We start from the raw sequence: 21,994 nt of genomic DNA on the forward strand, positions 1-21,994 counted from the left end.
TGGGAAACATGAATACTCCCTATATGAGGCTCATGTTTCGTTTTTCAAGTTACATGACGCGACAGGCAAACCCCTTCAGATACAGCCCTTCCGGGTAGGTTGCGATCACCGGGTGGTCGGCAGCCTGACGGAACTGTTCTATAAATTGTACATCACGCCCGGCATCAATTGCGGCATCTGCGATGATTTTCTGAAATAAATCGGTGGTCATCAGGCCGGAACAGGAGAAGGTCAGCAGCACGCCGCCGGGGTTCAGCAGCTGGATCGCCAGCATATTGATGTCTTTATAGCCGCGGCATGCGCCCATCAGCTGGCTTTTGTTTTCCACGAACTTCGGCGGATCCATCACGATGACGTCGAATTTCTCTCCCTGATCCCGGTACTTACGCAGCAGTTTGAATACGTCGTCGCGCACAAACTCCGCTTTGGACAGATCCAGCCCGTTGAGCTCCACGTTCTGGCGCGCAACGTCGAGCGCCTCCTGCGAGGTATCCACGCTGGTGACCTTGCGGCAGCCGCCCATCAGCGCCGACACCGCAAAGCCGCCGGTGTAGGAGAAGCAGTTCAATACCCGTTTGTCCGCCACGTAGCGACGGGTCGCCAGGCGACTGTCGCGCTGGTCGAGGTAGTAGCCGGTTTTGTGCCCGCCCTGAATATCAACCAACAGCTTCATACCGTGCTCGGTAATCGGCAGCAGCGCTGGCGGCAGTTCTCCCACCACCGGCCCCTGGGCCAGCTCCAGACCCTCTTTTTTACGCACCGCGACATCGCTGCGGTCGTAAATGGCGCAGTCCGGGAACAGGGTCTGCAGGGCGTTGATGATGGCGGCGCGCTGGTATTCGGCGCCTGCGCTGAGGAGCTGCAGCACGAAAAAGTTGCCAAAGCGGTCGATCGTCACGCCCGGCAGCCCATCGGACTCGCCGGCGATCAGACGGTAGCTGTCGAGGCCATCGCGCTCGGCCAGCCAGGCACGCCAGGTTTGCGCTTGCTGCAGGCGGCGTTCAAAGAAGGCGTTATCGATGGCTTCGTTGCGGTCGAATGTCCACACGCGGGCACGGATCTGTGACGAGGGCGAGTAAGCGCCGCGGGCCAGCCATTTTCCCTGATGGTCAACGATATCGATGGTTTCACCGCTGCGGGCTTTACCTTCCATACGGGCGACGCCGCCGGAGAAAATCCACGGATGGCGACGCAGCAGGGATTTCTCGCGTCCTTTGGCTAACATTAAGCGGGGGAATAGGGAATCTGTCATGGAGCTACCTTTAAGCAACGGGAATGTCGGCACCGAAAAATGGCGCGTAGATTAGCACACCTGGCGCACGCAAGCATCTTTCCTCCGGCAGGCGCAGGTGAGCGTTTCGGCACAAAACGCAGGCGCATCGGCACATTCACCGTGCATGGGCTGTCATACCCTGTCTTCTCACCCCCAGGAGGAGAAGACGATGAAAACAGGAATGCGGATGGCCGTGGCGATGGTCGCGGCAGTGAGCAGTGGCGCGATGGCCGCGCCGTTTAGCGTGAGCAGCGATGATATGCATGACGGGCAAGCGCTGGCCCAGCAGCACTGGTTTGCCGGTTTCGGCTGTACCGGAGGCAATGTCTCTCCGCAGCTGGCATGGAAAAATGCCCCGGCGGGGACGCGCAGCTTCGCGGTCACCGTCCGGGATCCTGATGCGCCTACCGGCAGCGGCTGGTGGCACTGGACGGTGGTCAATATCGCCAGCAGCGTCTTTTCGTTACCCGCTGGTGCGGGAGATAAAAACAGCGCTACACTGCCGGACGGAGCGGTGCAGGGGCGCAATGATTTTGGCTATGCCGGCTTCGGCGGCGCCTGCCCGCCGGCGGGAGATAAACCGCACCGCTACCGTTTTACGGTGTGGGCGCTGGATGTCCCCACGCTGCCGGTGAATGCCGAGGCCAGCGGGGCGCTGGTCGGGTATCTGTTACACAGCCATGCTCTCGCCAGCGCGCAATTGACGGCGACGGCCGGGCGCTAAAACAAAAGGGTGGTCGGATGGAGAGTATCCATTTTCAGCATAACGCCCTGACCGCCGCGGAGATTACCACCCGACGGCTGTGCAGGCTGCACCGCGTGCGTCTGTTTTCCCCGGCGCTCTGTCGGGTGAAACGCGGCAGCAAAGTGATTGTGCAAGGGGAGAGCCGTGTGCTGGCGACACCGCAACAGCTGATTGTGTTGCCGGCTGACGTTGAGCTGGAAGTGATTAACCAGCCGGACAACGGCCTCTTTTGCTCCGATCTGCTGTCGCTGACGCCTGAGCTGCTGACGGCGTTTAAGACCCGCTATCTCAGCGAAAAACCACCGGGGCGTCTGACTTCGCTCTGCGCCCCGGTGACCAGTGAGCTGGCTTTTATGTGGCAAAGCGTTCTCCAGGCGGTGCGGGAAGGATTATCCACTGCTTTGCAGCAGCACCAGACCATGGGCCTGCTGCTGGCGCTCCACGAGGCGGGGTATGCCGGCCCGCTGCTCGTCGAGCGGCAGCAGGATCTGTCGGCGCAGGTTCGGCAGCTGGTCATGCTATCGCCGGCGCAGGCATGGAGCGTGTCGCGGGTGGCGAAAATGCTCTTTCTCGGAGAGTCCACACTGCGCCGTCGTCTGCAGCAGGAATCGCAGAGTTTTCGCCAGATCGTCGAGGAGGTGCGGATGGCCCACGCCCTGGGACAGCTGCAGACCACCTCGCGGCCAATAGGCGAAATCGCGCAGAACAGCGGATATCAGTCGGGATCGCGCTTTACCGCGCGCTTTCGCCAGCACTATGGTTTACTACCAAAGCACGTACGCTGAGCGAATTTGCTATCCTCAGCGTAAAGGGTAAGTCAAAAGGAGAGGTTAATGGCCAGTATCTGCACCATGGCATGGGTATACGGTTCCGTTCAGGGCGTAGGGTTTCGCTATTCCACGCAGCGGGAAGCGCTGCAGCTGGGGTTGACCGGCTATGCCCGCAATCTGGACGACGGCGGCGTAGAAGTCCTTGCCTGCGGCGAGGCGGAGCAGGTGGAGAAACTCATCGCCTGGCTGAAAGCCGGCGGGCCGCGCAGCGCGCGGGTTGACCGAGTGTTGACTGAACCCCATCAACCCACCCGCAGCTGGGACAAATTCGCGATCCTCTATTAGATGCACTTCACCGGCTTCGGCAGCCCGGCGATTTTGGTCGCCTGTTTGGCGGGGCCTTTCGGGAACAGGCGATAGAGATAGCGGCTGTTGCCTTTCTCTTCACCAAACTTGTTGGCCATCGCCTTGACCAGCATGCGGATCGCCGGTGAGGTGTTGAATTCAAGGTAAAACTCGCGCACAAAGCGCACCACTTCCCAGTGCTCAACGGCGAGCGTTATCCCTTCCTGCGCGGCGATAACGTCGGCCATCGCCTCGCTCCACTGGGTAGTATCCTTCAGATAGCCTTCGCTATCCGTCTCAATTTCGTTGCCTTCAAAAATAAACATAATTTTTCACATACCGCCTGAAACTGGCCGCAGTGTAGCAAAAAAAAAGGCCCCGCATAAGCGAGGCCTCTGGTAGCAGGGGAGCGGTTAGTCCCGGCTGGCGAAGCCCAGGATGCTCAGCAGGCTGACAAAGATGTTGTACAGCGAGACATACAGGCTGACCGTGGCGCGAATGTAGTTGGTTTCACCACCGCGGATGATGTTGCTGGTCTCGAACAGGATGGCGCCCGAAGAGATCAGGATGAACACCGCGCTAATCGCCAGGTGCAGCGCCGGCAGCTGCAGGAACAGGTTAGCGACCATACCAATCAGCACCACCACGACGCCGGCCATCAGTATACCGCCGAGGAAAGACATGTCTTTGCGCGTCGTCAGCACGTAGGCCGAGCAGCAGAAGAAGACCAGCGCCGTACCGCCCAGCGCCAGGCCGATTAAATCGCCCATGCCGGCAGAAAGGTATGCGTTCAGCATCGGCCCAAGGATATAGCCGAGAAAGCCGGTGAAGGCGAAGGCGGAAATAATCCCGGTGGGCTTATTCGCCGTTTTATAGGTCAGGAACATCAGACCGTACATCCCCACGAGGGTCAAAATCAGCCCCGGGGAAGGCAGCATCAGCACCGTGCTGGCGGTAGCGGTGATGGCGGAAAACGCCAGCGTCAGGCTGAGCAGGAAGTAGGTGTTACGCAGAACCTTGTGCGTGCTGAGCAGCGAGGAACGGTCACGCGATGATGTAATTATGCGATCCATGAGTCACTCTCTTATGACAGATGTAATTAGGGATAAAGAATAAGAAAAACAAGCGTGAAGCCCTAATGCTTTTACCCATCTTTACTTAGTTTTTGCCGCGTTTGACTAGCATAAAATTCTACATGGATTGGAAAAAGCGATATGTTTTCGCGTTTCGCTTCGGTGAGCCGATCGAAATCTTATAGGTTGCTGAAAAATATTGCTTTATTGAAATTCTGCGACTAAGTGTGGAAGGGGGAATAACTCCGTACGTTAAAGGCAAAGGGAAATGACATTACATAAAAACAATCACATCACGCGAACGCTCCTGGCCGTAAGTATGATAGCAATGTTCGGCGGGGCGCAGGCGGCGCAGGTGCCGCCGGGGACTCAGCTGGCAGAAAAGCAGGAACTGGTCAGAAATAACGGCAGTGAACCTGCCTCACTCGATCCGCATAAAGTCGAGAGCGACATTGAATTCAACATCATTAGCGATCTCTTTGAAGGGCTGGTCAGCGTGACGCCTGCGGGGGCGATCCAGCCCCGGCTGGCGGAACGCTGGGAAAACAAGGACAACCTGTTATGGACCTTCCATTTACGCCCTGGTCTGACCTGGTCCGACGGCACGGCCATCACGGCGCAGGATATCGTCTGGAGCTGGCAACGGCTGGTCTCGCCAACCACCGCCTCCCCCTATGCGAGCTATCCCGGCAATATGCATATCGCCAACGCCCGTGAAATTGCCCTGGGGCAAAAGGGACCGGAGACGCTGGGGGTGAAAGCGCTGAACGACGCCACGCTGCAGGTCACTCTGAACCAGCCGAATGCCGCCTTCCTGGCGATGCTGGCGCACCCTTCGCTGGTACCGATCGACAAAGTGCTGGTGGAGCGTTTTGCCGATAAATGGACCCGCCCAGAGCATATCGTCACCAGCGGCCCGTATAAGCTGACCCAATGGGTGGTGAATGAGCGGTTGGTGGCTGAACGTAATGCGAAGTACTGGGATAATGCGCACACCGTTATTAATAAAGTGACTTACCTGCCCATCTCTTCGGAGGCTGCCGATGTCAACCGCTACAAAGCGGGGGAGATCGATATTGTTTATACGGTGCCGATCAATCAGTTTGCGCAGTTGCAGAAAACCATGGGCGACCAGCTGGACGTTTCGCCGCAGCTGGCGACCTATTACTACGAATTCAATACTACCCGGCCGCCGTTTAACGACGCCCGAGTGCGTCGCGCGCTGAATATGGCGCTTGATAAAGATATCATTGCCGGAAAAGTACTTGGCCAGGGGCAGCGCCCGGCCTGGGTGATCAGCCAGCCGGATATCGGCGGTGTGACGCTGCACAACCCGGATTACGCCAGCTGGCCGCGCGAGAAGCGGATTGCCGAGGCGAAAAAACTGCTGGCGCAGGCGGGGTACGATGACAGTCACCCATTGGTCTTTACCCTGCTGTATAACACCTATGAGTCGCACCAGCGTATCGCCATCGCCGCCAGCTCTATGTGGAAGAAAAACCTCGGCGTCGAGGTGAAGCTGCAGAACCAGGAGTGGAAGACGATGCTGGATACCATGCATACGCATAACTTTGACGCTGTCCGCTATGCCTGGACCGCCGACTACGACGATGCCGCCACCTTCCTCAACACTTTCCGTACCGGGGATAGCGAGAACACCAGTCAGTACAGCAACCCGGCTTACGATGAGGCGCTGCGCAATGCGGCGAAAGCCTCCGACGTGGCGAGCCGGGGCAAATACTATCAACAGGCGGAAGATCTGCTGGCGCAGGATGTTCCCGCCATTCCGGTCTATCACTATGTGCGTACCCATTTAGTGAAACCCTGGGTGGGAGGCTTCACGCCGGATAAGCTGGGGTATTACTACACCAAAGACATGTACATTAAAAAACACCCATCCGCTAGCGGCGACGGGCGCTGATTTTCTGCGCGAACTGCCTGAAATTCAGACGAATAACACAAAATTGTTTGTTTTTAAGGCAGTTGAACAAAATGGTGCTTTACAGCATCCGCCGAGGTGTTTATAGTGCGCCTCACACCGGAAGTGTGGCCGAGCGGTTGAAGGCACCGGTCTTGAAAACCGGCGACCCGAAAGGGTTCCAGAGTTCGAATCTCTGCGCTTCCGCCATATAAAAGAAGGGGTTACCGAAAGGTAACCCCTTTTTACTTTTCCCCTGGCCGTTCTGACGGCGCGTCATCTTCACGTCACGACTGCGCAAACCCACCCTGCCTGCAGCGTTATCGCTGGTGAAAATGTGACGATTAATCCATTTCAAATTGTTGTTATTTTAATTATTCAGTCTCACATTATAAACGGAAATGGTGCTCAGGAATAAAATACCTGGTGCAAAATATCTTCGTCTATACTTGGAAAACGATGATTTACCTGCCATGGTGCTTTCGCAGAAACAGAGACCAGTGAGGTCAGCATGCCTGTCATTAACCCGCAAGATATCAAAGCATTACGGGCGTTGGTTGAACAGAAATTAAAATACACGCTGTGTGTTAACTTAAATAAAGCGACAAATGGCGATATTTTTAACGCGGTGGCGCTAGCCATTCGTCATTTTCAGCAGGACCATTTTCTGACGAGCCAGGCGCGGCAGCGCGAAGAGCGAAAAAAGCGCGTTTACTACCTGTCGATGGAATTTTTACTCGGCCAGTCGCTGCGTAATAACCTGGTGAATATGAATTTACTGGACGAGATGCGCCAGGTGGTCAATGACCTGGGGTTTGATCTTGAACTGATCCTTGACGAGGAGCCTGACGCCGCGCTGGGTAACGGCGGGTTAGGCCGTTTAGCCGCTTGCTTTATCGACTCGATGGCCACCCTTGATATTGCCGCATCCGGGCATGGCATCAAATACGAATATGGGCTTTTTCGCCAGTCCTTTCAAAACGATCAGCAGGTCGAGCATCCTGATGACTGGCACTCCATGCATTCCCCATGGCTGGTGGAGCATCACGCTCAGCAAATTCTGATCCCGCTGGGGGGATATATTGAGCACAGCGAAGATAATGATGGCAACTACAATCCGATGTGGCTCGGTTGGAAAACCATCATCGGTATTCCCCATGATTATTTTGTTTCCGGCTACCGGGATACATCAACTAACACGCTGCGCCTTTACAGCGCGGTGGCCTCTGACTCCTTTAATATCCATATTTTTAATCGCGGGGATTATATTAAGGCAGTAAGTGAGAAAATCGCCTCGGAGAATATTTCAAAAATACTCTATCCTTCCGATGAGGTCCTGACCGGAAAAGAGCTGCGTCTGACGCAGGAGTATTTTTTGGTGGCCTGTACGCTACGGGATATTTTTCGTGACTATGCCGAGGTTAATGACGACATTACTTTGCTAGCGCAGCATGTGGCTATACAGCTTAATGACACCCATCCGGCATTAGCGGTGGTGGAGCTGATGCGGATCCTGGTCGATGAATACCGACTGCCATGGGAGCAGGCGTGGGAGATAACGCAAAATACCTGCGCCTATACCAATCATACGCTGATGCCGGAAGCGCTGGAGACCTGGCCGGTGTCGTTGTTTGAGAAACTACTGCCGCGTCATTTGCAGATTATCTTTGAGATTAACCATCGTTTCCTTGAAGAAGTAGCCCGGCGCTGGCCGGATAAACCTCATCTGTTATCTTCACTGTCTTTAATTGACGAGCATCACGATAAGCAAATTCGCATGGCTAATCTGGCCATTGTCGGTAGCCACCGCGTCAACGGAGTAGCGTGGCTGCATTCGGAACTGGTCAAAAAACAGTTGGTGCCCGACTTCTATTTTATGACCCCGGAGAAATTCATTAATCAGACCAACGGCGTCACGCCGCGTCGTTGGGTGCAGCAGGCTAACCCGGGCCTGGCAGAATTTTTACAGCAACAACTGGGGGAAGGGTGGCCAACTGATTTACCCCTGCTTTCCCGCCTGGAAGATCTGGCCAGCGAGCCAGCCGTGATTGAGCGTATCCGGGCCATAAAATTTGCCAATAAAACCGCACTCAGCGAGCTGGTGGCTCAACGCTACGGCATCGCGCTGGATCCGCTGGCGATGTTTGACTGTCAGGTCAAACGTATTCATGAATACAAGCGCCAGTTGCTCAATATTCTGCACGTGATCGCGCTGTATCTGGATATCAAAGAGAACGGGCGCACTATCGCGCCAAAGGTGCATCTGTTTGCGGGTAAAGCGGCGCCAGGCTATCGGATGGCAAAGCTGATTATTCAGTTGATTAATACCGTTGCCCGAAAAATTAACAGTGACCCGCAGGTTGCCGGGCAGCTTAAAGTGGTATTCCTCGAAGATTATAAAGTCTCGCTGGCGGAGAAAATCATTCCCGCCACGGATCTCTCTGAGCAAATTTCCACCGCCGGCACCGAGGCGTCCGGCACCAGCAATATGAAGTTTGCCATGAACGGGGCGTTAACTATTGGCACTTATGATGGGGCGAACATCGAAATCCGCGAGGCGGTGGGGAGCGAGAATTTTTATCTGTTTGGCGCGGTGGCGGAAGAGATTGAAGAGAGCCGACGCCTTGGGCGGCATCATGGGTTCTATCATGACAACCCGGCTATCGCGCGTGTTGTCGATAGCCTGGTGTCCGGGCTGTTTTCAGCCGATCGCGAGCTGTTTGCGCCGCTGCATCAGATGCTGACAGGGGCCGATCATTACTGCCATCTGCTGGATTTCGACAGTTATTGTCTGGTGCAACGGCAGGCAATGGCCGATTTTGAACAGCCGGATCAGTGGCATCGCCGGGCCTTGCTCAATATTTGCCGGATGGGGGAATTTTCCAGCGACCGAACCATCCGCGGCTACGCCAGGGATATTTGGGGTATCAGGTGCTAAAGAGAGCACATGCCGAACAGAGCAGGGACGCGTCGACGGTTATCAGCCAACATTGAGGATGAACATGAACGTTGAATTACATACTGAGCAGGGCGTCAAGGTCATTGTCCCCCTGGTTCGCCGGCTGGATGCTTCCGTCGCATCAGCGTTTAAGCAGCAGGTTCTTGTGGCCCTTGACGGTCAGACGAAAAACCTGGTGCTGGACCTGAGCCACGTCGATTTCATCGACAGTAGCTGCCTGGGCGCCCTGGTATCCATTCTCAAGAGCGTCAGTGGGCAGGGAGAGCTGGTGCTCTGCTCGGTCAATGGGACAATCCAAAACCTGTTCAAGCTCACCCGCATGGATCGCGTCTTTTCGATTAAAGAGACTCGTCAGGATGCACTGAACCTGTTGACTGCGAAATGACGCTCAGGCAGGCCTGGAAGGCCGCGGATTATCGATCGCCCGTTCATTCTTCGATAATCCGCGCCTTTGGTTTGCTCAGCAGAAGCATCACCAGCGCGACGTAGGGCATCGGCTTCCAGAAAAAGTAGCCCTGCAACAGATGAATATTCTGGCGATTGAGATACTCTAGCTGAGCCTGAGTTTCGACCCCCTCGGCAATGATGCGCAGTGACAACGTCCGCGCCATCTCTATCACGCAGTCCAGCAGTTTGCTTGACGGCGCCTCGTCAGTCACCCGGCCGACAAAGCTCTGATCGATTTTGATATAGTCGAAAACCAGCTCATGCAAATAGGAAAGCCCGGAATAGCCGGTGCCAAAGTCGTCCAGCGCGATGGAAAACCCGCGGGAGTGTAACGCGTTGAGCTTGTCGACAACCGCCTCGTTGAGCAACAGCGGCTCCTGTTCGGTGATCTCCAGCATCAGCTTCACCGCTGTGCCCTCAAAGCCGCGCTGAAAGTGCAGGCAGTCATCGATAAACGACGGAGCGTTGATATGTGATGCGCTGATATTGACGCCGATATGAAACCCGTCCGGCAGCTTACTGAAGATCGGCCTCATCTGGGCGGCGACCTGCGCCATCAGGCTACAAGTGAGTGGGATAATCAACCCAGTACGCTCGGCCAGCGGAATAAATTCAGCGGGCGAACGCCACTGCGCCGTGGTGTTTGGCCAGCGGGCGAGGATTTCCACGCCATAGATCTCTCCGGTTTTGCCGTTCACCAGCGGTTGATAGTAGGGAACGATAGCGCCCTGAGCGATGGCGTAGCGCAGCCTCTCCTCTTCTGAGGTATAGACATTGAGGTATTTGCGCAACAGAAAATAAAACAGCAACGAAACAGAGAAAATAAAAATCAGCAGCCCGGACCCATTATGAAATAAGCGGCCGGGGCTAAAAAAAGGCGACTCAGGATAGGCAATATGAAATGGATAGTCTGGTGAGCTAAAAATATCCTGGTTCGGACCAGCGTTGAGTGGCTTCACATCGCCATATCTGGCAATCATTTGATTTTGAACCAAAAGTGCCAGCCCGCCGTTATCCTCATCGCTATACAAGGCATCGCGCAAATGGATATCGCTGATGCTGACAATGACTCTTACCTGCGCCGAACGAGTGTGATAGATCAGCACTGGCCGCTTATTCACCATCATTCTGGCGGGCAGCAGCTGCAGTGGCTCATCGGGTAAAGACTCAGGATGGAGCGTCAGTACCCGATTGCCCGGCAGCGACGAGCACCACACCTGGCCATCTTTTACCAGCACGATCGTGCGCAGATGCGGCTGCAGGGCGGCCTCGGTCCCGAGCTGAAACTGGCCCTGCACGGAGCAACCGCCGCGGCTAACGTTCATCGCCGTCATCGTTGCTGCGCGGGCCTCATCCAGAATAACGGCGATTTTCTTTGCCGCCTGACGGGCGGTGGCGACATGCGAGGCCTGATCGGAATGCCACAGTTGCCAGTTGATAACGAACACGCCAGCCAGAAATACCACCAGCGCCAGGGAAAAGGCAATCCATGCGTTTCGTCGCTTTATCTCTTTCATTTGTTGGGCATGCAATGGTGTTTGTGCATAAAGTGAACCATCTCTCTGGCAGTAAAGGCTTTTCTATGATCGTAGAAGGGAGATAACTTCCGCGATGACGGCGCATCATAAAAATATGATCGCTATCACAATACCTGCCGACAAAGGCCGGTTATATCGCGTTGACGCTATGTACTTCTTCTGCCGGTAATAAAAATAAAAAATTAATGTTTTCTTAATATATTTTTCTGGGCCGGCTGGTTATTAGCATTTTCCAGTCCGTAGTGGCGTGCTTGCGCTATTTTTTGCTTTTTTAAGTTTATGATAATTGTTTTCATTATCATTCTTTTTTTGCTGTGATTTAATCCTCTCCGCTCAGGCTATTTACCATTAATTTCCCTGGTTCATTAAGGATGCGTTCATGAAATCTCGCTTATCGCCCCTCTGTAAGGCAGCGCTGGTTGCCGCTTCTCTGTTTCTGGCGCCGCAGGGGATGGCGGCTGACGGTCAGGACGGGATTGTGGTCTACAACGCCCAACACGAAAATCTGGTGAAGTCGTGGGTGGATGGATTTACGAAAGAGACCGGTATTAAAGTCACGCTGCGCAATGGCGATGACAGCGAGCTGGGTAATCAGCTGGTTCAGGAAGGCGCCGCGTCGCCAGCCGATGTGTTTCTGACCGAGAACTCACCGTCGATGGTGCTGGTTGATAACGCCAAACTTTTTGCCCCGCTGGATGCGGCCACCCTGCAGCAGGTTCCGGCACAATATCGCCCTCAGCACGGTCGCTGGATTGGCATCGCCGCGCGTAGTACCGTGTTCGTCTATAACCCGGCCAAAATCAGCGAGGCGCAGCTGCCGCACTCGCTGATGGATCTGGCAAAACCGGAGTGGAAGGGCCGCTGGGCGGCTTCGCCATCGGGGGCTGATTTCCAGGCTATCGTCAGCGCGATGCTGGCGCTGAAGGGTGAGCAGGCGACCCTCGACTGGCTGAAGGCGATGAAAACCAACTTTGTCGCCTATAAAGGCAACAGCACGGTGATGAAAGCGGTCAACGCCGGGCAGATCGACGGCGGAGTGATCTACCATTACTATCGCTTCGTTGACCAGTCAAAAACCGGCGAGAACAGCAAAAACACCCAACTGTATTACTTCAAACACCAGGATCCGGGGGCCTTCGTCAGCATTTCCGGCGGCGGCGTGCTGGCCTCCAGCAAACATAAAGCACAGGCGCAGGCCTTTATTAAATGGATCACCGGTAAGCAGGGACAGGATGCGCTGCGCACCAATAACGCCTTCGAATATGCGGTGGGGGTAGACGCGGCCTCTAACCCGAAACTGACCCCGCTGAAAGATTTGGATGCCCCGAAGGTGGAGCCTTCCTCGCTGAACAGTAAAAAGGTCATTGAACTGATGACGCAGGCTGGCCTGCTCTGATCCTGAGGAAGTGATGTTGCTATGTCTGTTCTGAGTCTGTCGCTCGGAAAGAAAACAGGACGCCTGCCTGAGCGCAGGCGTCCTGCATTTCCGATGGTTGCCTTAGCGCTCCTGTTTTCATTGCTGGCGCTGTTGCCGTTAGGGTTTGTGGTGGCGGTCGGATTCGATACCGGCTGGCCGACAATCAAAGCGCTGGTCTTTCGCCCGCGGGTAGGCGAACTGCTCAGCAATACCCTGTGGCTGACGGTGCTGACTGTCCCCATCAGCATTGTGCTTGGCGTGACGCTGGCCTGGCTGACGGAACGTACCGCGCTTGCCGGGCGGCAGCTGTGGTCGGCGCTGGCGGTGGCCCCGCTGGCCATTCCGGCCTTTGTCCAGAGCTACGCCTGGATCAGCGCTGTACCCTCGCTGCATGGCCTGGGCGCTGGGGTGTTTCTCTCGGTGCTGGCCTACTATCCGTTTATCTATATGCCGGTGGCGGCCGTGCTGCGCCGACTCGATCCCACCCTTGAGGATGTCGCCGCGTCGCTGGGCACGCCGCCGTGGAAAGTGTTTTTCCGGGTGGTGCTTCCGCAGCTGCGGCTGGCCGTCTGCGGCGGTGCGCTGCTGGTGGCCCTGCATCTGCTGGCGGAATATGGTCTGTATGTGATGATCCGCTTCGATACTTTCACTACCGCCATTTACGATCAGTTCCAGTCGACCTTCAGCGGTCCGGCCGCCAATATGCTGGCGGGCGTGCTGGCTCTGTGCTGTCTGGCGATCCTGCTGCTGGAGAGCGCTTCGCGTGGTAAAGCGCGCTATGCGCGTATCGGCGCCGGGGCGGCGCGCGAGCAGAAGCGCCTGGTGCTGGGGAAAGGGGCCGCCTTCGGCGCGCAGCTGCTGCTTCTGCTGCTGGTGCTGCTGGCGATGGGGGTGCCGTTGCTGGTCCTGGGGCGCTGGCTGTGGCTGGGCGGTATCGATAACTGGCTACATGCCGATCTGTGGCATTCCCTGCGCCAGACTCTGTTGCTGGGGGCGGGCGGGGCGCTGCTGACGACGGTCTGCGCGATCCCCATCGCCTGGCTCGGCGTGCGCTATCCGCGTCCGCTGTTCCGCCTGCTGGAGGGGTGTAATTACATCACCAGCTCGCTGCCCGGCATTGTGACCGCGCTGGCGCTGGTCACCGTCACCATCCACTATGCCCGTCCGGTGTACCAGACCGAAGTGACGCTGTTTCTGGCCTATTTGTTAATGTTTATGCCGCGGGCGCTGATTAACCTGCGCGCCGGTATCGCCCAGGCGCCGGTGGAGCTGGAAAACGTCGCCCGCAGTCTCGGACGCAGCCCGGCCCGCGCCCTGTGGAGTATCACCATGCGACTTGCCGCCCCGGGGGCGGCCGCCGGCGCCGCGCTGGTGTTCCTTGGCGTCAGCAATGAGCTTACCGCCACGCTGCTGCTCTCGCCGTTAGGCACCCGCACGTTGTCGACCGGCTTCTGGGCGTTAACCAGCGAGATCGACTATGTGGCGGCGGCGCCCTACGCGCTGTTGATGATCATCATTTCGCTGCCGCTGACGGCGGTTCTCTATATGCAGTCGAAAAAAATGGCAGGGTTGTAACATGCTGGAATTGTCTTCTGTTTCGAAATCCTTCGCCGATGCGCAGGTCCTCGATAATATTCATCTTCAGGTGGCTCCGGGTAGCCGGACGGCAATTGTGGGTCCGTCGGGTTCGGGAAAAACCACGCTGCTGCGCATCCTTGCCGGTTTCGAAACGCCCGACAGCGGACGCATCGTGATGCACGGCGCGCCTCTGTTTGCCGAGGGCGTGTTTGTTCCTGCCCACCAGCGACGGATCGGCTACGTTCCGCAGGAGGGGGCGCTATTTCCTCACCTCAATGTCGCGGATAATATCGCCTGGGGGCTGGACGCCAGCCGCGAGGAAAAACGTCGCCGGGTGGGCTCGCTGATGGAGATGGTCGCCCTTGACCATAGCCTGGCGCGCCACTGGCCGCATGAGATCTCCGGCGGCCAGCAGCAGCGTGTGGCCCTGGCTCGCGCCCTGGCCCAGCAGCCGGCGCTGATGCTGCTCGATGAGCCCTTTTCTGCCCTGGACACCGGACTGCGCGCCAGCACACGCAAAGCGACCGCCGATCTGCTGGCGGAGACCGGCATCGCCTCGATTCTGGTGACTCATGACCAGACCGAAGCGCTGTCGTTCGCCACACAGGTGGCGGTGATGCGCCAGGGACGTTTCGCCCAGGTGGGTACCCCGCTGACGGTTTACTCGCAGCCGGTGGACGAAGAGACGGCGCTGTTTCTCGGCGATGCCCTGATCCTCCCCGCACGGCTGAGCCCCGGGCGGGCCAGCTGCGCGCTGGGCGACCTGGCGACAGACGCAGCGCATCCTGCTGGTGAAGGTAAGGTGATGTTGCGTCCGGAGCAACTGAGCGTCAGCGTGAGCGGACCACAGGAAAGTACCGCCACCATCCGCGATGTTGATTTCTCCGGCCAGCTCTCCACGCTGACGCTGTCGATGTCCGGGCACGATCGGCCGATTGTCCTGCGAACCGTAAGCCAGCCGGCGTGGCAGCCCGGCGCGACGGTGCGACTGACGGTCAGCGGCAAGGCGCGCGTGTTCAGCGGCTAATCTCTGAGCAGGCGCCGCCGGATAACGGTGGCGCCGCACGGAAAGCTAATCAGCTGACGGATTTAGCCGATAGTATCCGCGCCACTGACCTCGTCGCCATGGAGTGGTAGTACGTTGGAACAATTCCGCGAGGTCAGTCTACCTCACCGCCGTTTGTCGGCGCGTCGCTTTTTCATTCGTCCCGCTGCGCTTAACTGCTATCCTGTCCCGCGATCGGCCCTGCTGTTACCGTGAGACATCGTTATGCCTGAATGCCATACTCCTGCGAATCGCTCCATTCCATCCGCTTTGGCGCGGGGTACGTTGCTGCCTGCGCTGCTGGTCATCGTCGCCGTCGCTGTCGGCTGTGCGCTGGTGTCGCCGCCGATCGGCACGTGGCGTGAGATCCTGGCCAACCCCGGGCTCTATATCGATTTGCTGGCGCTGTTGTTTCTGGTGTTTATGCTGTGGAGCTCAGCAAAGGTGCGGATGAGCCATATCGCCGTCAACTGGGTGCGCTATGGGCTGCTGCTGTGGATTGCTGGCGGCACGTTCGATGTGATGGATGAGATAGTGGTTCAGCCGCGCTGGATGGGGTATTACTGCGAAGATCTGCTGCGCCTCTCCGGGATGCTGCTGACCGTGGTGGGCGTCTACAAAATTATTGAGCGCATCAACCTATTGTACGTTGATGCGCGCTCGCAATCACTGAAGGACGAGCTTACTCAGTTGCCCAATCGCCGTTTTTTCATCGATACCATTCGCGAAAAGTCCGGGCATGCGCTGGGGCTCATGATTCTGGATATCGATTTTTTCAAGAAAATCAATGATACCTGGGGCCACCTGGTGGGGGATGAAGTGTTATTTTCCCTGGGGAAACAGCTGGCGAAACTGACCAGCGAGCAGGTCCTGCCGGCGCGTATTGGTGGGGAAGAGTTTGCCATTATCGTCGATGGCCTGTCGGAGCCTGAACTGCACGCCCTGGCGCAGTCGATCCTCGACAATGCCCGCACCATCCAGATCAATCATCAGGCGCCGCTGTCGATCAGCATTGGCGTGGGAACCTGGCGGCCGGGTGAAGCGCAGGAGACGTTTATCCGCAAAGTCGACGAGGCACTGTACAAGGCCAAGCACAACGGGCGTGGGCGCGTGGAGTGGGCGTAATATTCCGACACGGCAGGTTAGGTCTGCTGCGTGCTGCGGCAGTGTCGCCGATACTCTGACGGCGAACGCTCGGTGTAGCGTTTGAAGACCCGGCAAAAATAGTTGCTGTCGACAAAGCCGCAGTTATGGGCGATCTCTTTCACCTTCAGGTCGTAGCCGCGCAGCAGCTGTTTTGCCTTTTCCAGACGCACCCGGGTCAGATATTCGTTAAATCCCACCGAGCCTGATTTCTGAAAAATATGCGAAAGATAGTTGGGCGTGATGTGAAAACGTCTGGCCACCGATTCCCGCGTCAGCGGCAGGCTAAGATTTTCCTCGAGGTAGTCCTGAACGGCGAGAAACAGATCCCGGCTGCGACTGACGCGCATTTCCAGCCCAACCAGCTGTTCGCGACAGTGACTCAGCAGCGCGGCGACCACCAACCGCGCGGTCAGCGGATCGGGCTGCAGGCTGACTTCGTTCAGGCTCAGCAACAGGTAAGAGCCCACGCGCGGTCCAAGGCGGGCAACGCTTTGCTTTTCCGTGTGCAGGCTTTTCCCGTCCCAGCGCTGAATACTGAACCCCAGCTTCTGTCGACCAAACAGAATACTCAGGGTGGTGGCCGGGCCGGTCCACTGCGGCAGCGTCCATTTTCCCGCCTGCACGTACAGCACCTGTAAAGTGGTTAACGTCGAGGCGGCCAGCGGCAGTCCCTGTTCACTGAGCTGGCCCTCCAGCACTATTTCCAGACGCGGAAACGGCACGTTGAGGGCGAGGGCAGGGACGGAGATATCCGGCTCAGGAAATCTCACCTGTAAATGATCTTTTTGACTGATTAACCGATGCAGAATATCTGGCAGATCTTCAATCATTCTTTGCCCTCAGCATGCGCATTATCCTGTTGATGGTAATCTATTTTTTATCCCCAGACAGCGTTTGTTTCGTCAATTTGCGCAGCGAATTCCCTGCCAGGCGCCGCGCATGCATCGCCGGAGAGGCGATTGTTGATGCCCATCACACTTCGGTGGCTCGCGTACGTATGTCCAGTTTTTCGTAGCGCTCGCCTCCTGTCATGCCGCGGATGGACCAGTAGAGTTTGTTTGTGTTATCGGAACGTTAAAAAGGAACGCAAAATGAACTCACCATCGGCTAGTTTTCTCGATGCGTTAGGCGCCAGTCAGGCGCTTAGTGCGCAAATGAAACATGAACTCGACACCCTCGGCTACACCGTCGTGCATAACGTCGTTGACGCCCAGTGGCTGAGCGAAATGCGCCGGCTAATTGATACCCTGGTTGAGCGTGAAGGCGACAATCTGGCGATGGAACACCATCAGGAAGCGACTGCGACGCGGATCGCCAACCTGGTGAATAAGGGGGTTATCTGGGAGAAAGTCTGGTCCCACCCGCTGATCCTCTCCGCCTGCCGCTATATCTTCAACGGTGATTTTAAAGTCTCCAGCCTTAATGCGCGTGAGGCGCTGTATAACGGCGGTCACCAGCCGCTGCACGCCGACTGGAAAAAGCCGCGCCCGGATTTTCCCAAAGTCCACCTGGTGAATACCATCTGGGCAATAGACGATTTAAGCGCCGCTAACGGCGCGCCGCGGATTATCCCTGGAACCCACCTGCGGCCGGAGTTGCCGGAAGAAGTCTTGGACGACCCGGAACAGGCCCACCCAGACGAGATTGTGTTTGCTGCGCCGGCCGGCAGCGTGATGATCTACAACGCCCACGCCTGGCACGGCGGTACCCGTAATCGTGAGGGTAGCCGACGACGCGTGCTGCATGGGTTATATATCGATCGCGCGGATACGCCGCAGCAGGACCAGCGGCGCTGGCTGACGCCGGAAACGGCAAGCCGCCTGACGCCAGCGCAAAAGTGGCTGCTGGATGTAGAGTAAGACTCGTCGCCGGTCAGGGAAGTTCTACATAGACGACCGGCTTTTTCATGATGCTTTTCACGGCCTCGACGATCTGCTGCGGCTGCAGCAGGAAGCTCTTGATGCTGGTTTTAATCGTCCGCAGGCCGCTAAAGCGCTGGGCGTCGTCAATTTCGATATCCGTCACCAGCAGCACCACTTCGGCGCGGGCGATATCTTCTGCGGTAATGCGATTTTCAACGCCGAGCGCGCCCTGGGTTTCCACCTTCAGGTGCCATTTTTCATGATGACCGACCTTTTCCAGCCGTTCGGCAGCCATATAGGTGTGCGCCACCCCGCTGACGCAGGCGGTGACGGCGACAATATTGAAGTCCATAACATCCTCCTGGCGTTAACCGCCGATAGTGACGTGGAATCCGGCCGCTTCGGCCATTATCCGATAAGGTTGAATGTCCGCTTCGCCAGGCGCTTTCACGCTGGCCAGCGTCCAGGGTTTGCCCTGCAGACGGTATTTTGGCTCGCCATATTGATGAAACGGCAACAGGTGCATTTCTTTTAGCGCGAACGGCGCGAGAAACGCCAGTATCTGGCGAAAATTATCCACGCTCATGGTGTAACCCGGGATCAGCGGCACCCGCGGGATCAGATTGATGTTTCTTGTCGCCAGCTGGCGAAAATTGTCCAGTACCCGCAGCTGATTCATTCGCAGCAGCGACCGCGCCAGCTCAGGATCCATGATTTTAAAATCAAACAGCACTTCGTCGCTGGATTCAGCCACCGGCAGCAAACGGTCAAAGGCGCCGTCGCCGGCGGTCTCGATGGCGGTGCGGATCCCCCACTGGCGCAGGCGCTGAAGAAAACGGGCGGCAAACCCGGCCTGCATGAGCACCTCCCCGCCGGAGAGGGTGACACCGCCGCCGGAGGCGCGGAAGAAGACTTCATCTTTGAGCACCTCCTGAAGGAGGTTCTCCAGCGTCACGTCGCGACCGATCTGCTCCCATGCCCCGGAGGGACACTCGGCGACGTCCTGCAGACAGCGGGTGCAGCCCAGACATTTGCTCTGCCGGCGCAGGGTCTGGATCTTCGGCGACATTGACTCCGGGTTGGCGCACCACGGGCAGGTGTGGGGGCAGCCTTTGAAAAAGACCACCGTGCGGATCCCCTGACCATCGTTGAGCGAGTAGCGCTGCAGGTTAAAAATACGCGCCCGATCGGCGCGCGTCTCCATCACCTCACAGCTGATGCGCGGTGCGGCGGATGATGTCATCCTGAATCTCCTTCGACAGCTCAACAAAGAAGGCGCTGTAGCCCGCGACGCGCACCACCAGGCCGGCAAAGTCCTGCGGCCGCTGCTGCGCTTCACGCAGGGTGTCGGCATTGACCACGTTAAACTGAATATGCTGCAGCTTGAGCTTGCAGAAAGCCTGTAAAAAGTCTGCCAGCTTGTTCAGCCCGCCGTCGCCGGCCAGCGTTGCCGGGGTGAATTTGACGTTAAGCAGCGTACCGTTCGACAGCAGATAGTTATCCAGCTTGCTGACCGATTTCAGCACCGCCGTCGGCCCCTGAGCATCCTGGCCGACCATCGGCGACAGGCCGCCGTCCGCCAGTTGTTCGCCGGCCAGCCGCCCGTCCGGGGTAGCCCCCACTACCGAGCCCAGCGGCACATGCGCCGAGACGGTATAGGAGCCGGGAGTAAAATGGCCGCCGCGCGGGTTCAGGTACTGCTCCACCTCTTTGCAGTAAAAGCGCAGCAGATCGGCGCTAATATTATCGACTTCGTCGATGTCGTTACCGTACTTCTCAAAACGGTTAATCAACCGGGCGCGGATCTTTTCCCCCTCCGGCGTGCGGAAGTTGGCCTTCAGGACCGCCATCAGTTGGTCAAAACTGAGACGCTGCTGATCGAAAACCATCCCCTTCAGGGCGTGCAGTGAATCGCTCAGGTTGGCGATCCCGATGCCCTGGACGCCGGAAAAGTTATAGCGCGCGCCGCCGGCGGTGATATCTTTGCCGTGCCGGACGCAATCTTCAATGAACGAGGAGAGCAGGGGGACCGGCGCCCAGTCGCGATGGCCGATATCGCAGATATTGCTGCCCTCGACCATCAGCTTGATGTAATAACGAATTTTGTCACGGATCTGACTGATAAGTCCTTCCCAGCTGACCTCCGGTTGCCCTTCATTTTCCTGCAGGACCAGTTCCATAACCTTCAGCAAGTTGAACATGGCGATATCATGCAGGCCGTAGGTGCGGCCAGGGATCGACAACTCGACGCAGCCGACCACCGCGTAGTCGCGGGCGTCTTCCAGCGACACGCCGCGATTGAGGAAGGCGGGGACCACCACCTCGTCGTTGAAAATCTGTGGAATGCCGGTGCCCAGGCGGATGGTTTCAGCGGTTTTACGCAGGAACGGGCGGTCAATCAGCTCGTTGACCCGCACGCCAAGATTCGGCTGCGGCAATTGCACGTTCTGATAGGCATCGAGGCATAAAAACGACAGCGCGTTGACCGCGCTGCGTCCGGTTTCCGTCAGTCCGCCGAGCAGAGCGGTGTAGCCGGTGGGAAAACCAGCGAAATAGCGCGCGCTGCTCGAGGAGCGCAGCAGCACGATATCGTTGCATTTCACCCACAGCGACTCCAGGAGCTCCCTGAGATACGCCGGATCCTGACCCTGATTCAGCGACGCCTGATAAAACGGCAGCATATACTGATCAAAACGCCCCAGTGAAATTGAGCTGGCGTTGGATTCGTACTGCAGAATGATGTTCATAAACCAGAACAGCTGGCAGGCCTGGGGGAAGTCCGTTGGCCGGTGCTCCGCGTTGTGGCGCGAAATAGCGGCGATGGTTAACAGCTCCTGCTGACGCTGCGGGTCCTGACAGTGCCCAGCCATCTCCTCGGCCAGCGCGGCGTAGCGCAGAATATGGCGCCGGGAGGCTTCCAGCAGGATCAGCACCGCCTGATAAAAGTGGTTCCCGGGTTGCTGCTCGCAGTGGGCTTTTAGCTCCGCCACCAGCGCCCCGAGGCCATGATTGAGCAGACGCGGATAGTCGATGATGATATGGCCCTGGCCCTTATCGGTCTGGTTCACGCTGAATATCTGGGTGCTGACGGCGGCCTTGACCTCGTCGGTCATCTGGCCGTTGATAAAATCCTTCATTGAGCGCTTTTCCCAGTAGGGGAACAGCGTTTCGCGGTATATTTGCTTATCTTCTTCGCTTATCGCGAAGCGGTCCTGCGGCCGGGTCGGAAAGGCGTCGAGTTCGTTGAGCAGCCAGTAGGGATCCATCTCCGGCGACATAATGCCTGCCCGCGGTTTGATGGTCCGGTTGCCGGCAATCAGTTCATCATCACGAATCGAAATGTCTACCTTATCGAGGATCCAGGCTGTGGCCTTCGCCCGGCGAATAATCACCGGTTCGCCCTCCGTTTGCTGATGACTGGCGGTATACAGCAGAGCGCGCTCCAGGGAGATTTCGCGCGGCTGGGCGAACAGGCTGGCTTTCAGGCGTTGAGTACGATTCGTCATGACAAACTCCATGTGGTGGCGAAGGGCGCGAGGGCGCCCCTTGTAAGGCTTCAGGTACGCTGAGAAAGATGGCTGTCTATCTTGTTCATGATGGCGTCGGCGCGCTTGACTGCATCGCTGATATTGACGCGCACGATAGTTTTCCCGGCAAAACGCTCTTCGAATTTGATACCGATATCTTTGGTCAGGATGACCATATCGGCGGCGGCGATCTCTTCGGCGGTCAGTTCGTTTTCAATGCCGATTGAGCCCTGGGTTTCGACTTTAACCTGCCAGCCTTTGGCTTTGGCGGCGCTTTCCAGCGACTCGGCGGCCATGTAGGTGTGAGCCACGCCCGACGGGCAGGCGGTGACAGCGATAATGTGGGTCATA

Annotated in this window: 20 protein-coding genes, 1 tRNA gene and 1 pseudogene; 12 read left to right on the top strand and 10 right to left on the bottom strand. The window is 57.2% G+C overall.

Features of this window, described 5'->3' with window-relative positions; all coding sequences use genetic code 11:
• Positions 1 to 49: 49 nt before the first annotated feature.
• Positions 50 to 1,225, bottom strand: a complete 1,176-nt coding sequence (gene rlmI, locus ACQUTP_RS12205) for a 23S rRNA (cytosine(1962)-C(5))-methyltransferase RlmI (RefSeq protein WP_371320654.1) — start codon at positions 1,223 to 1,225, stop codon at positions 50 to 52.
• Positions 1,226 to 1,442: 217 nt separating this feature from the next.
• Between rlmI and ACQUTP_RS12210 the strand changes: the two genes are divergently transcribed.
• From ACQUTP_RS12210 to yccX, 3 genes are read left to right on the top strand one after another with little or no spacing between them, the layout of a single operon-like run.
• Positions 1,443 to 1,997 carry a YbhB/YbcL family Raf kinase inhibitor-like protein gene (locus ACQUTP_RS12210; RefSeq protein ID WP_048295781.1) on the top strand — a complete coding sequence of 185 codons (555 nt, stop codon included), beginning with the start codon at positions 1,443 to 1,445 and terminating at the stop codon, positions 1,995 to 1,997.
• 17 nt (positions 1,998 to 2,014) lie between these two features.
• The gene (locus tag ACQUTP_RS12215; RefSeq protein ID WP_004201445.1) at positions 2,015 to 2,803 is read left to right on the top strand and encodes an AraC family transcriptional regulator; all 789 of its coding nucleotides are present in this window, start codon (positions 2,015 to 2,017) and stop codon (positions 2,801 to 2,803) included.
• A 48-nt stretch (positions 2,804 to 2,851) separates the two neighbouring features.
• Positions 2,852 to 3,133 (top strand): acylphosphatase, encoded by a 282-nt coding sequence (gene yccX / locus ACQUTP_RS12220; RefSeq protein ID WP_004201446.1) that lies wholly within the window; start codon positions 2,852 to 2,854, stop codon positions 3,131 to 3,133.
• Here the strand turns inward: yccX and tusE are convergent.
• Together tusE and yccA are read right to left on the bottom strand one after the other, a co-directional pair.
• Positions 3,130 to 3,459: a sulfurtransferase TusE gene (gene tusE / locus ACQUTP_RS12225; RefSeq protein ID WP_004201447.1), complete on the bottom strand. Its 330-nt coding sequence runs from the start codon at positions 3,457 to 3,459 to the stop codon at positions 3,130 to 3,132. The two genes, yccX and tusE, sit on opposite strands and share 4 nt — an antisense overlap.
• An 87-nt stretch (positions 3,460 to 3,546) precedes the next feature.
• On the bottom strand, positions 3,547 to 4,206 hold the full coding sequence (gene yccA, locus ACQUTP_RS12230; protein ID WP_428902369.1) for an FtsH protease modulator YccA: 660 nt from the start codon (positions 4,204 to 4,206) through the stop codon (positions 3,547 to 3,549).
• Positions 4,207 to 4,474: 268 nt separating this feature from the next.
• Between yccA and ACQUTP_RS12235 the strand changes: the two genes are divergently transcribed.
• The 4 genes from ACQUTP_RS12235 to ACQUTP_RS12250 all read left to right on the top strand — a co-directional run bounded on the left by ACQUTP_RS12235 (position 4,475) and on the right by ACQUTP_RS12250 (position 9,468).
• Positions 4,475 to 6,127: an ABC transporter substrate-binding protein gene (locus tag ACQUTP_RS12235; RefSeq protein ID WP_069135044.1), complete on the top strand. Its 1,653-nt coding sequence runs from the start codon at positions 4,475 to 4,477 to the stop codon at positions 6,125 to 6,127.
• A gap of 119 nt (positions 6,128 to 6,246) precedes the next feature.
• Positions 6,247 to 6,334 (top strand) — tRNA-Ser (locus tag ACQUTP_RS12240).
• A gap of 301 nt (positions 6,335 to 6,635) precedes the next feature.
• Positions 6,636 to 9,062 (top strand): glycogen/starch/alpha-glucan phosphorylase, encoded by a 2,427-nt coding sequence (locus ACQUTP_RS12245; protein WP_032455799.1) that lies wholly within the window; start codon positions 6,636 to 6,638, stop codon positions 9,060 to 9,062.
• A 64-nt stretch (positions 9,063 to 9,126) separates the two neighbouring features.
• Positions 9,127 to 9,468: an STAS domain-containing protein gene (locus ACQUTP_RS12250; RefSeq protein WP_048295782.1), complete on the top strand. Its 342-nt coding sequence runs from the start codon at positions 9,127 to 9,129 to the stop codon at positions 9,466 to 9,468.
• Between the two features lie 43 nt (positions 9,469 to 9,511).
• Here ACQUTP_RS12250 and ACQUTP_RS12255 read toward each other — a convergent pair whose 3' ends face one another.
• Both ACQUTP_RS12255 and ACQUTP_RS12260 read right to left on the bottom strand, forming a co-directional pair.
• Positions 9,512 to 10,339 (bottom strand): EAL domain-containing protein, encoded by an 828-nt coding sequence (locus tag ACQUTP_RS12255; protein ID WP_170923573.1) that lies wholly within the window; start codon positions 10,337 to 10,339, stop codon positions 9,512 to 9,514.
• A gap of 96 nt (positions 10,340 to 10,435) precedes the next feature.
• Positions 10,436 to 11,047 (bottom strand): annotated as a pseudogene (locus ACQUTP_RS12260) (CSS-motif domain-containing protein); the annotation flags it as partial.
• Between the two features lie 400 nt (positions 11,048 to 11,447).
• Here ACQUTP_RS12260 and ACQUTP_RS12265 point away from each other — a divergent pair.
• From ACQUTP_RS12265 to ACQUTP_RS12280, 4 genes are all read left to right on the top strand, one after another.
• Complete coding sequence (locus ACQUTP_RS12265; protein WP_004201453.1) at positions 11,448 to 12,464, top strand: iron ABC transporter substrate-binding protein; 1,017 nt, start codon at positions 11,448 to 11,450, stop codon at positions 12,462 to 12,464.
• A 21-nt stretch (positions 12,465 to 12,485) separates the two neighbouring features.
• Positions 12,486 to 14,060, top strand: coding sequence for an ABC transporter permease (locus ACQUTP_RS12270; RefSeq protein ID WP_023317876.1), 1,575 nt, complete (start codon positions 12,486 to 12,488; stop codon positions 14,058 to 14,060).
• 1 nt (position 14,061) lies between these two features.
• The gene (locus tag ACQUTP_RS12275) at positions 14,062 to 15,090 is read left to right on the top strand and encodes an ABC transporter ATP-binding protein (protein ID WP_064178128.1); all 1,029 of its coding nucleotides are present in this window, start codon (positions 14,062 to 14,064) and stop codon (positions 15,088 to 15,090) included.
• A gap of 243 nt (positions 15,091 to 15,333) precedes the next feature.
• Positions 15,334 to 16,233, top strand: coding sequence for a GGDEF domain-containing protein (locus ACQUTP_RS12280; protein ID WP_306738350.1), 900 nt, complete (start codon positions 15,334 to 15,336; stop codon positions 16,231 to 16,233).
• A gap of 17 nt (positions 16,234 to 16,250) precedes the next feature.
• Here ACQUTP_RS12280 and ACQUTP_RS12285 read toward each other — a convergent pair whose 3' ends face one another.
• Positions 16,251 to 17,084 carry a helix-turn-helix transcriptional regulator gene (locus ACQUTP_RS12285; RefSeq protein WP_032455802.1) on the bottom strand — a complete coding sequence of 278 codons (834 nt, stop codon included), beginning with the start codon at positions 17,082 to 17,084 and terminating at the stop codon, positions 16,251 to 16,253.
• Between the two features lie 261 nt (positions 17,085 to 17,345).
• Here ACQUTP_RS12285 and ACQUTP_RS12290 point away from each other — a divergent pair, with 261 nt between their 5' ends.
• The gene (locus tag ACQUTP_RS12290; protein ID WP_017899475.1) at positions 17,346 to 18,113 is read left to right on the top strand and encodes a phytanoyl-CoA dioxygenase family protein; all 768 of its coding nucleotides are present in this window, start codon (positions 17,346 to 17,348) and stop codon (positions 18,111 to 18,113) included.
• Between the two features lie 13 nt (positions 18,114 to 18,126).
• On the opposite strand, the gene ACQUTP_RS12295 is transcribed toward ACQUTP_RS12290, so the two are convergent.
• From ACQUTP_RS12295 to ACQUTP_RS12310, 4 genes are read right to left on the bottom strand one after another with little or no spacing between them, the layout of a single operon-like run.
• A complete protein-coding gene (locus ACQUTP_RS12295; protein ID WP_004201460.1) occupies positions 18,127 to 18,468 on the bottom strand; it encodes a PTS fructose-like transporter subunit IIB in 342 nt (113 codons plus the stop codon).
• A gap of 15 nt (positions 18,469 to 18,483) precedes the next feature.
• Positions 18,484 to 19,359 carry a [formate-C-acetyltransferase]-activating enzyme gene (locus ACQUTP_RS12300; protein WP_285756208.1) on the bottom strand — a complete coding sequence of 292 codons (876 nt, stop codon included), beginning with the start codon at positions 19,357 to 19,359 and terminating at the stop codon, positions 18,484 to 18,486.
• Positions 19,325 to 21,622, bottom strand: a complete 2,298-nt coding sequence (locus ACQUTP_RS12305) for a formate C-acetyltransferase (protein ID WP_048323621.1) — start codon at positions 21,620 to 21,622, stop codon at positions 19,325 to 19,327. The genes ACQUTP_RS12300 and ACQUTP_RS12305 overlap by 35 nt, the downstream gene beginning before the upstream one ends.
• 50 nt (positions 21,623 to 21,672) lie before the next feature.
• The gene (locus tag ACQUTP_RS12310) at positions 21,673 to 21,993 is read right to left on the bottom strand and encodes a PTS fructose-like transporter subunit IIB (protein WP_004201463.1); all 321 of its coding nucleotides are present in this window, start codon (positions 21,991 to 21,993) and stop codon (positions 21,673 to 21,675) included.
• Between the last annotated feature and the right edge of the window lies 1 nt (position 21,994).

The sequence above is a fragment of the Klebsiella sp. 2-CIP_Kleb. genome, from assembly GCF_050378715.1.
Lineage (GTDB): Bacteria > Pseudomonadota > Gammaproteobacteria > Enterobacterales > Enterobacteriaceae > Klebsiella > Klebsiella quasipneumoniae.

What these genes read in the sequence shown, in the direction of transcription:
- rlmI (WP_371320654.1), bottom strand. Translation starts at nt 1,225, where the DNA reads ATGTTAGCCAAAGGACGCGAGAAATCCCTGCTGCGTCGCCATCCGTGG.
- ACQUTP_RS12280 (WP_306738350.1), top strand. Translation starts at nt 15,334, where the DNA reads ATGCCTGAATGCCATACTCCTGCGAATCGCTCCATTCCATCCGCTTTG.
- ACQUTP_RS12305 (WP_048323621.1), bottom strand. Translation starts at nt 21,622, where the DNA reads ATGACGAATCGTACTCAACGCCTGAAAGCCAGCCTGTTCGCCCAGCCG.
- ACQUTP_RS12250 (WP_048295782.1), top strand. Translation starts at nt 9,127, where the DNA reads ATGAACGTTGAATTACATACTGAGCAGGGCGTCAAGGTCATTGTCCCC.
- ACQUTP_RS12245 (WP_032455799.1), top strand. Translation starts at nt 6,636, where the DNA reads ATGCCTGTCATTAACCCGCAAGATATCAAAGCATTACGGGCGTTGGTT.
- yccA (WP_428902369.1), bottom strand. Translation starts at nt 4,206, where the DNA reads ATGGATCGCATAATTACATCATCGCGTGACCGTTCCTCGCTGCTCAGC.
- ACQUTP_RS12275 (WP_064178128.1), top strand. Translation starts at nt 14,062, where the DNA reads ATGCTGGAATTGTCTTCTGTTTCGAAATCCTTCGCCGATGCGCAGGTC.
- ACQUTP_RS12210 (WP_048295781.1), top strand. Translation starts at nt 1,443, where the DNA reads ATGAAAACAGGAATGCGGATGGCCGTGGCGATGGTCGCGGCAGTGAGC.
- ACQUTP_RS12270 (WP_023317876.1), top strand. Translation starts at nt 12,486, where the DNA reads ATGTCTGTTCTGAGTCTGTCGCTCGGAAAGAAAACAGGACGCCTGCCT.
- ACQUTP_RS12285 (WP_032455802.1), bottom strand. Translation starts at nt 17,084, where the DNA reads ATGATTGAAGATCTGCCAGATATTCTGCATCGGTTAATCAGTCAAAAA.
- tusE (WP_004201447.1), bottom strand. Translation starts at nt 3,459, where the DNA reads ATGTTTATTTTTGAAGGCAACGAAATTGAGACGGATAGCGAAGGCTAT.
- ACQUTP_RS12215 (WP_004201445.1), top strand. Translation starts at nt 2,015, where the DNA reads ATGGAGAGTATCCATTTTCAGCATAACGCCCTGACCGCCGCGGAGATT.
- ACQUTP_RS12235 (WP_069135044.1), top strand. Translation starts at nt 4,475, where the DNA reads ATGACATTACATAAAAACAATCACATCACGCGAACGCTCCTGGCCGTA.
- ACQUTP_RS12300 (WP_285756208.1), bottom strand. Translation starts at nt 19,359, where the DNA reads ATGACATCATCCGCCGCACCGCGCATCAGCTGTGAGGTGATGGAGACG.
- ACQUTP_RS12310 (WP_004201463.1), bottom strand. Translation starts at nt 21,993, where the DNA reads ATGACCCACATTATCGCTGTCACCGCCTGCCCGTCGGGCGTGGCTCAC.
- ACQUTP_RS12295 (WP_004201460.1), bottom strand. Translation starts at nt 18,468, where the DNA reads ATGGACTTCAATATTGTCGCCGTCACCGCCTGCGTCAGCGGGGTGGCG.
- ACQUTP_RS12290 (WP_017899475.1), top strand. Translation starts at nt 17,346, where the DNA reads ATGAACTCACCATCGGCTAGTTTTCTCGATGCGTTAGGCGCCAGTCAG.
- ACQUTP_RS12265 (WP_004201453.1), top strand. Translation starts at nt 11,448, where the DNA reads ATGAAATCTCGCTTATCGCCCCTCTGTAAGGCAGCGCTGGTTGCCGCT.
- yccX (WP_004201446.1), top strand. Translation starts at nt 2,852, where the DNA reads ATGGCCAGTATCTGCACCATGGCATGGGTATACGGTTCCGTTCAGGGC.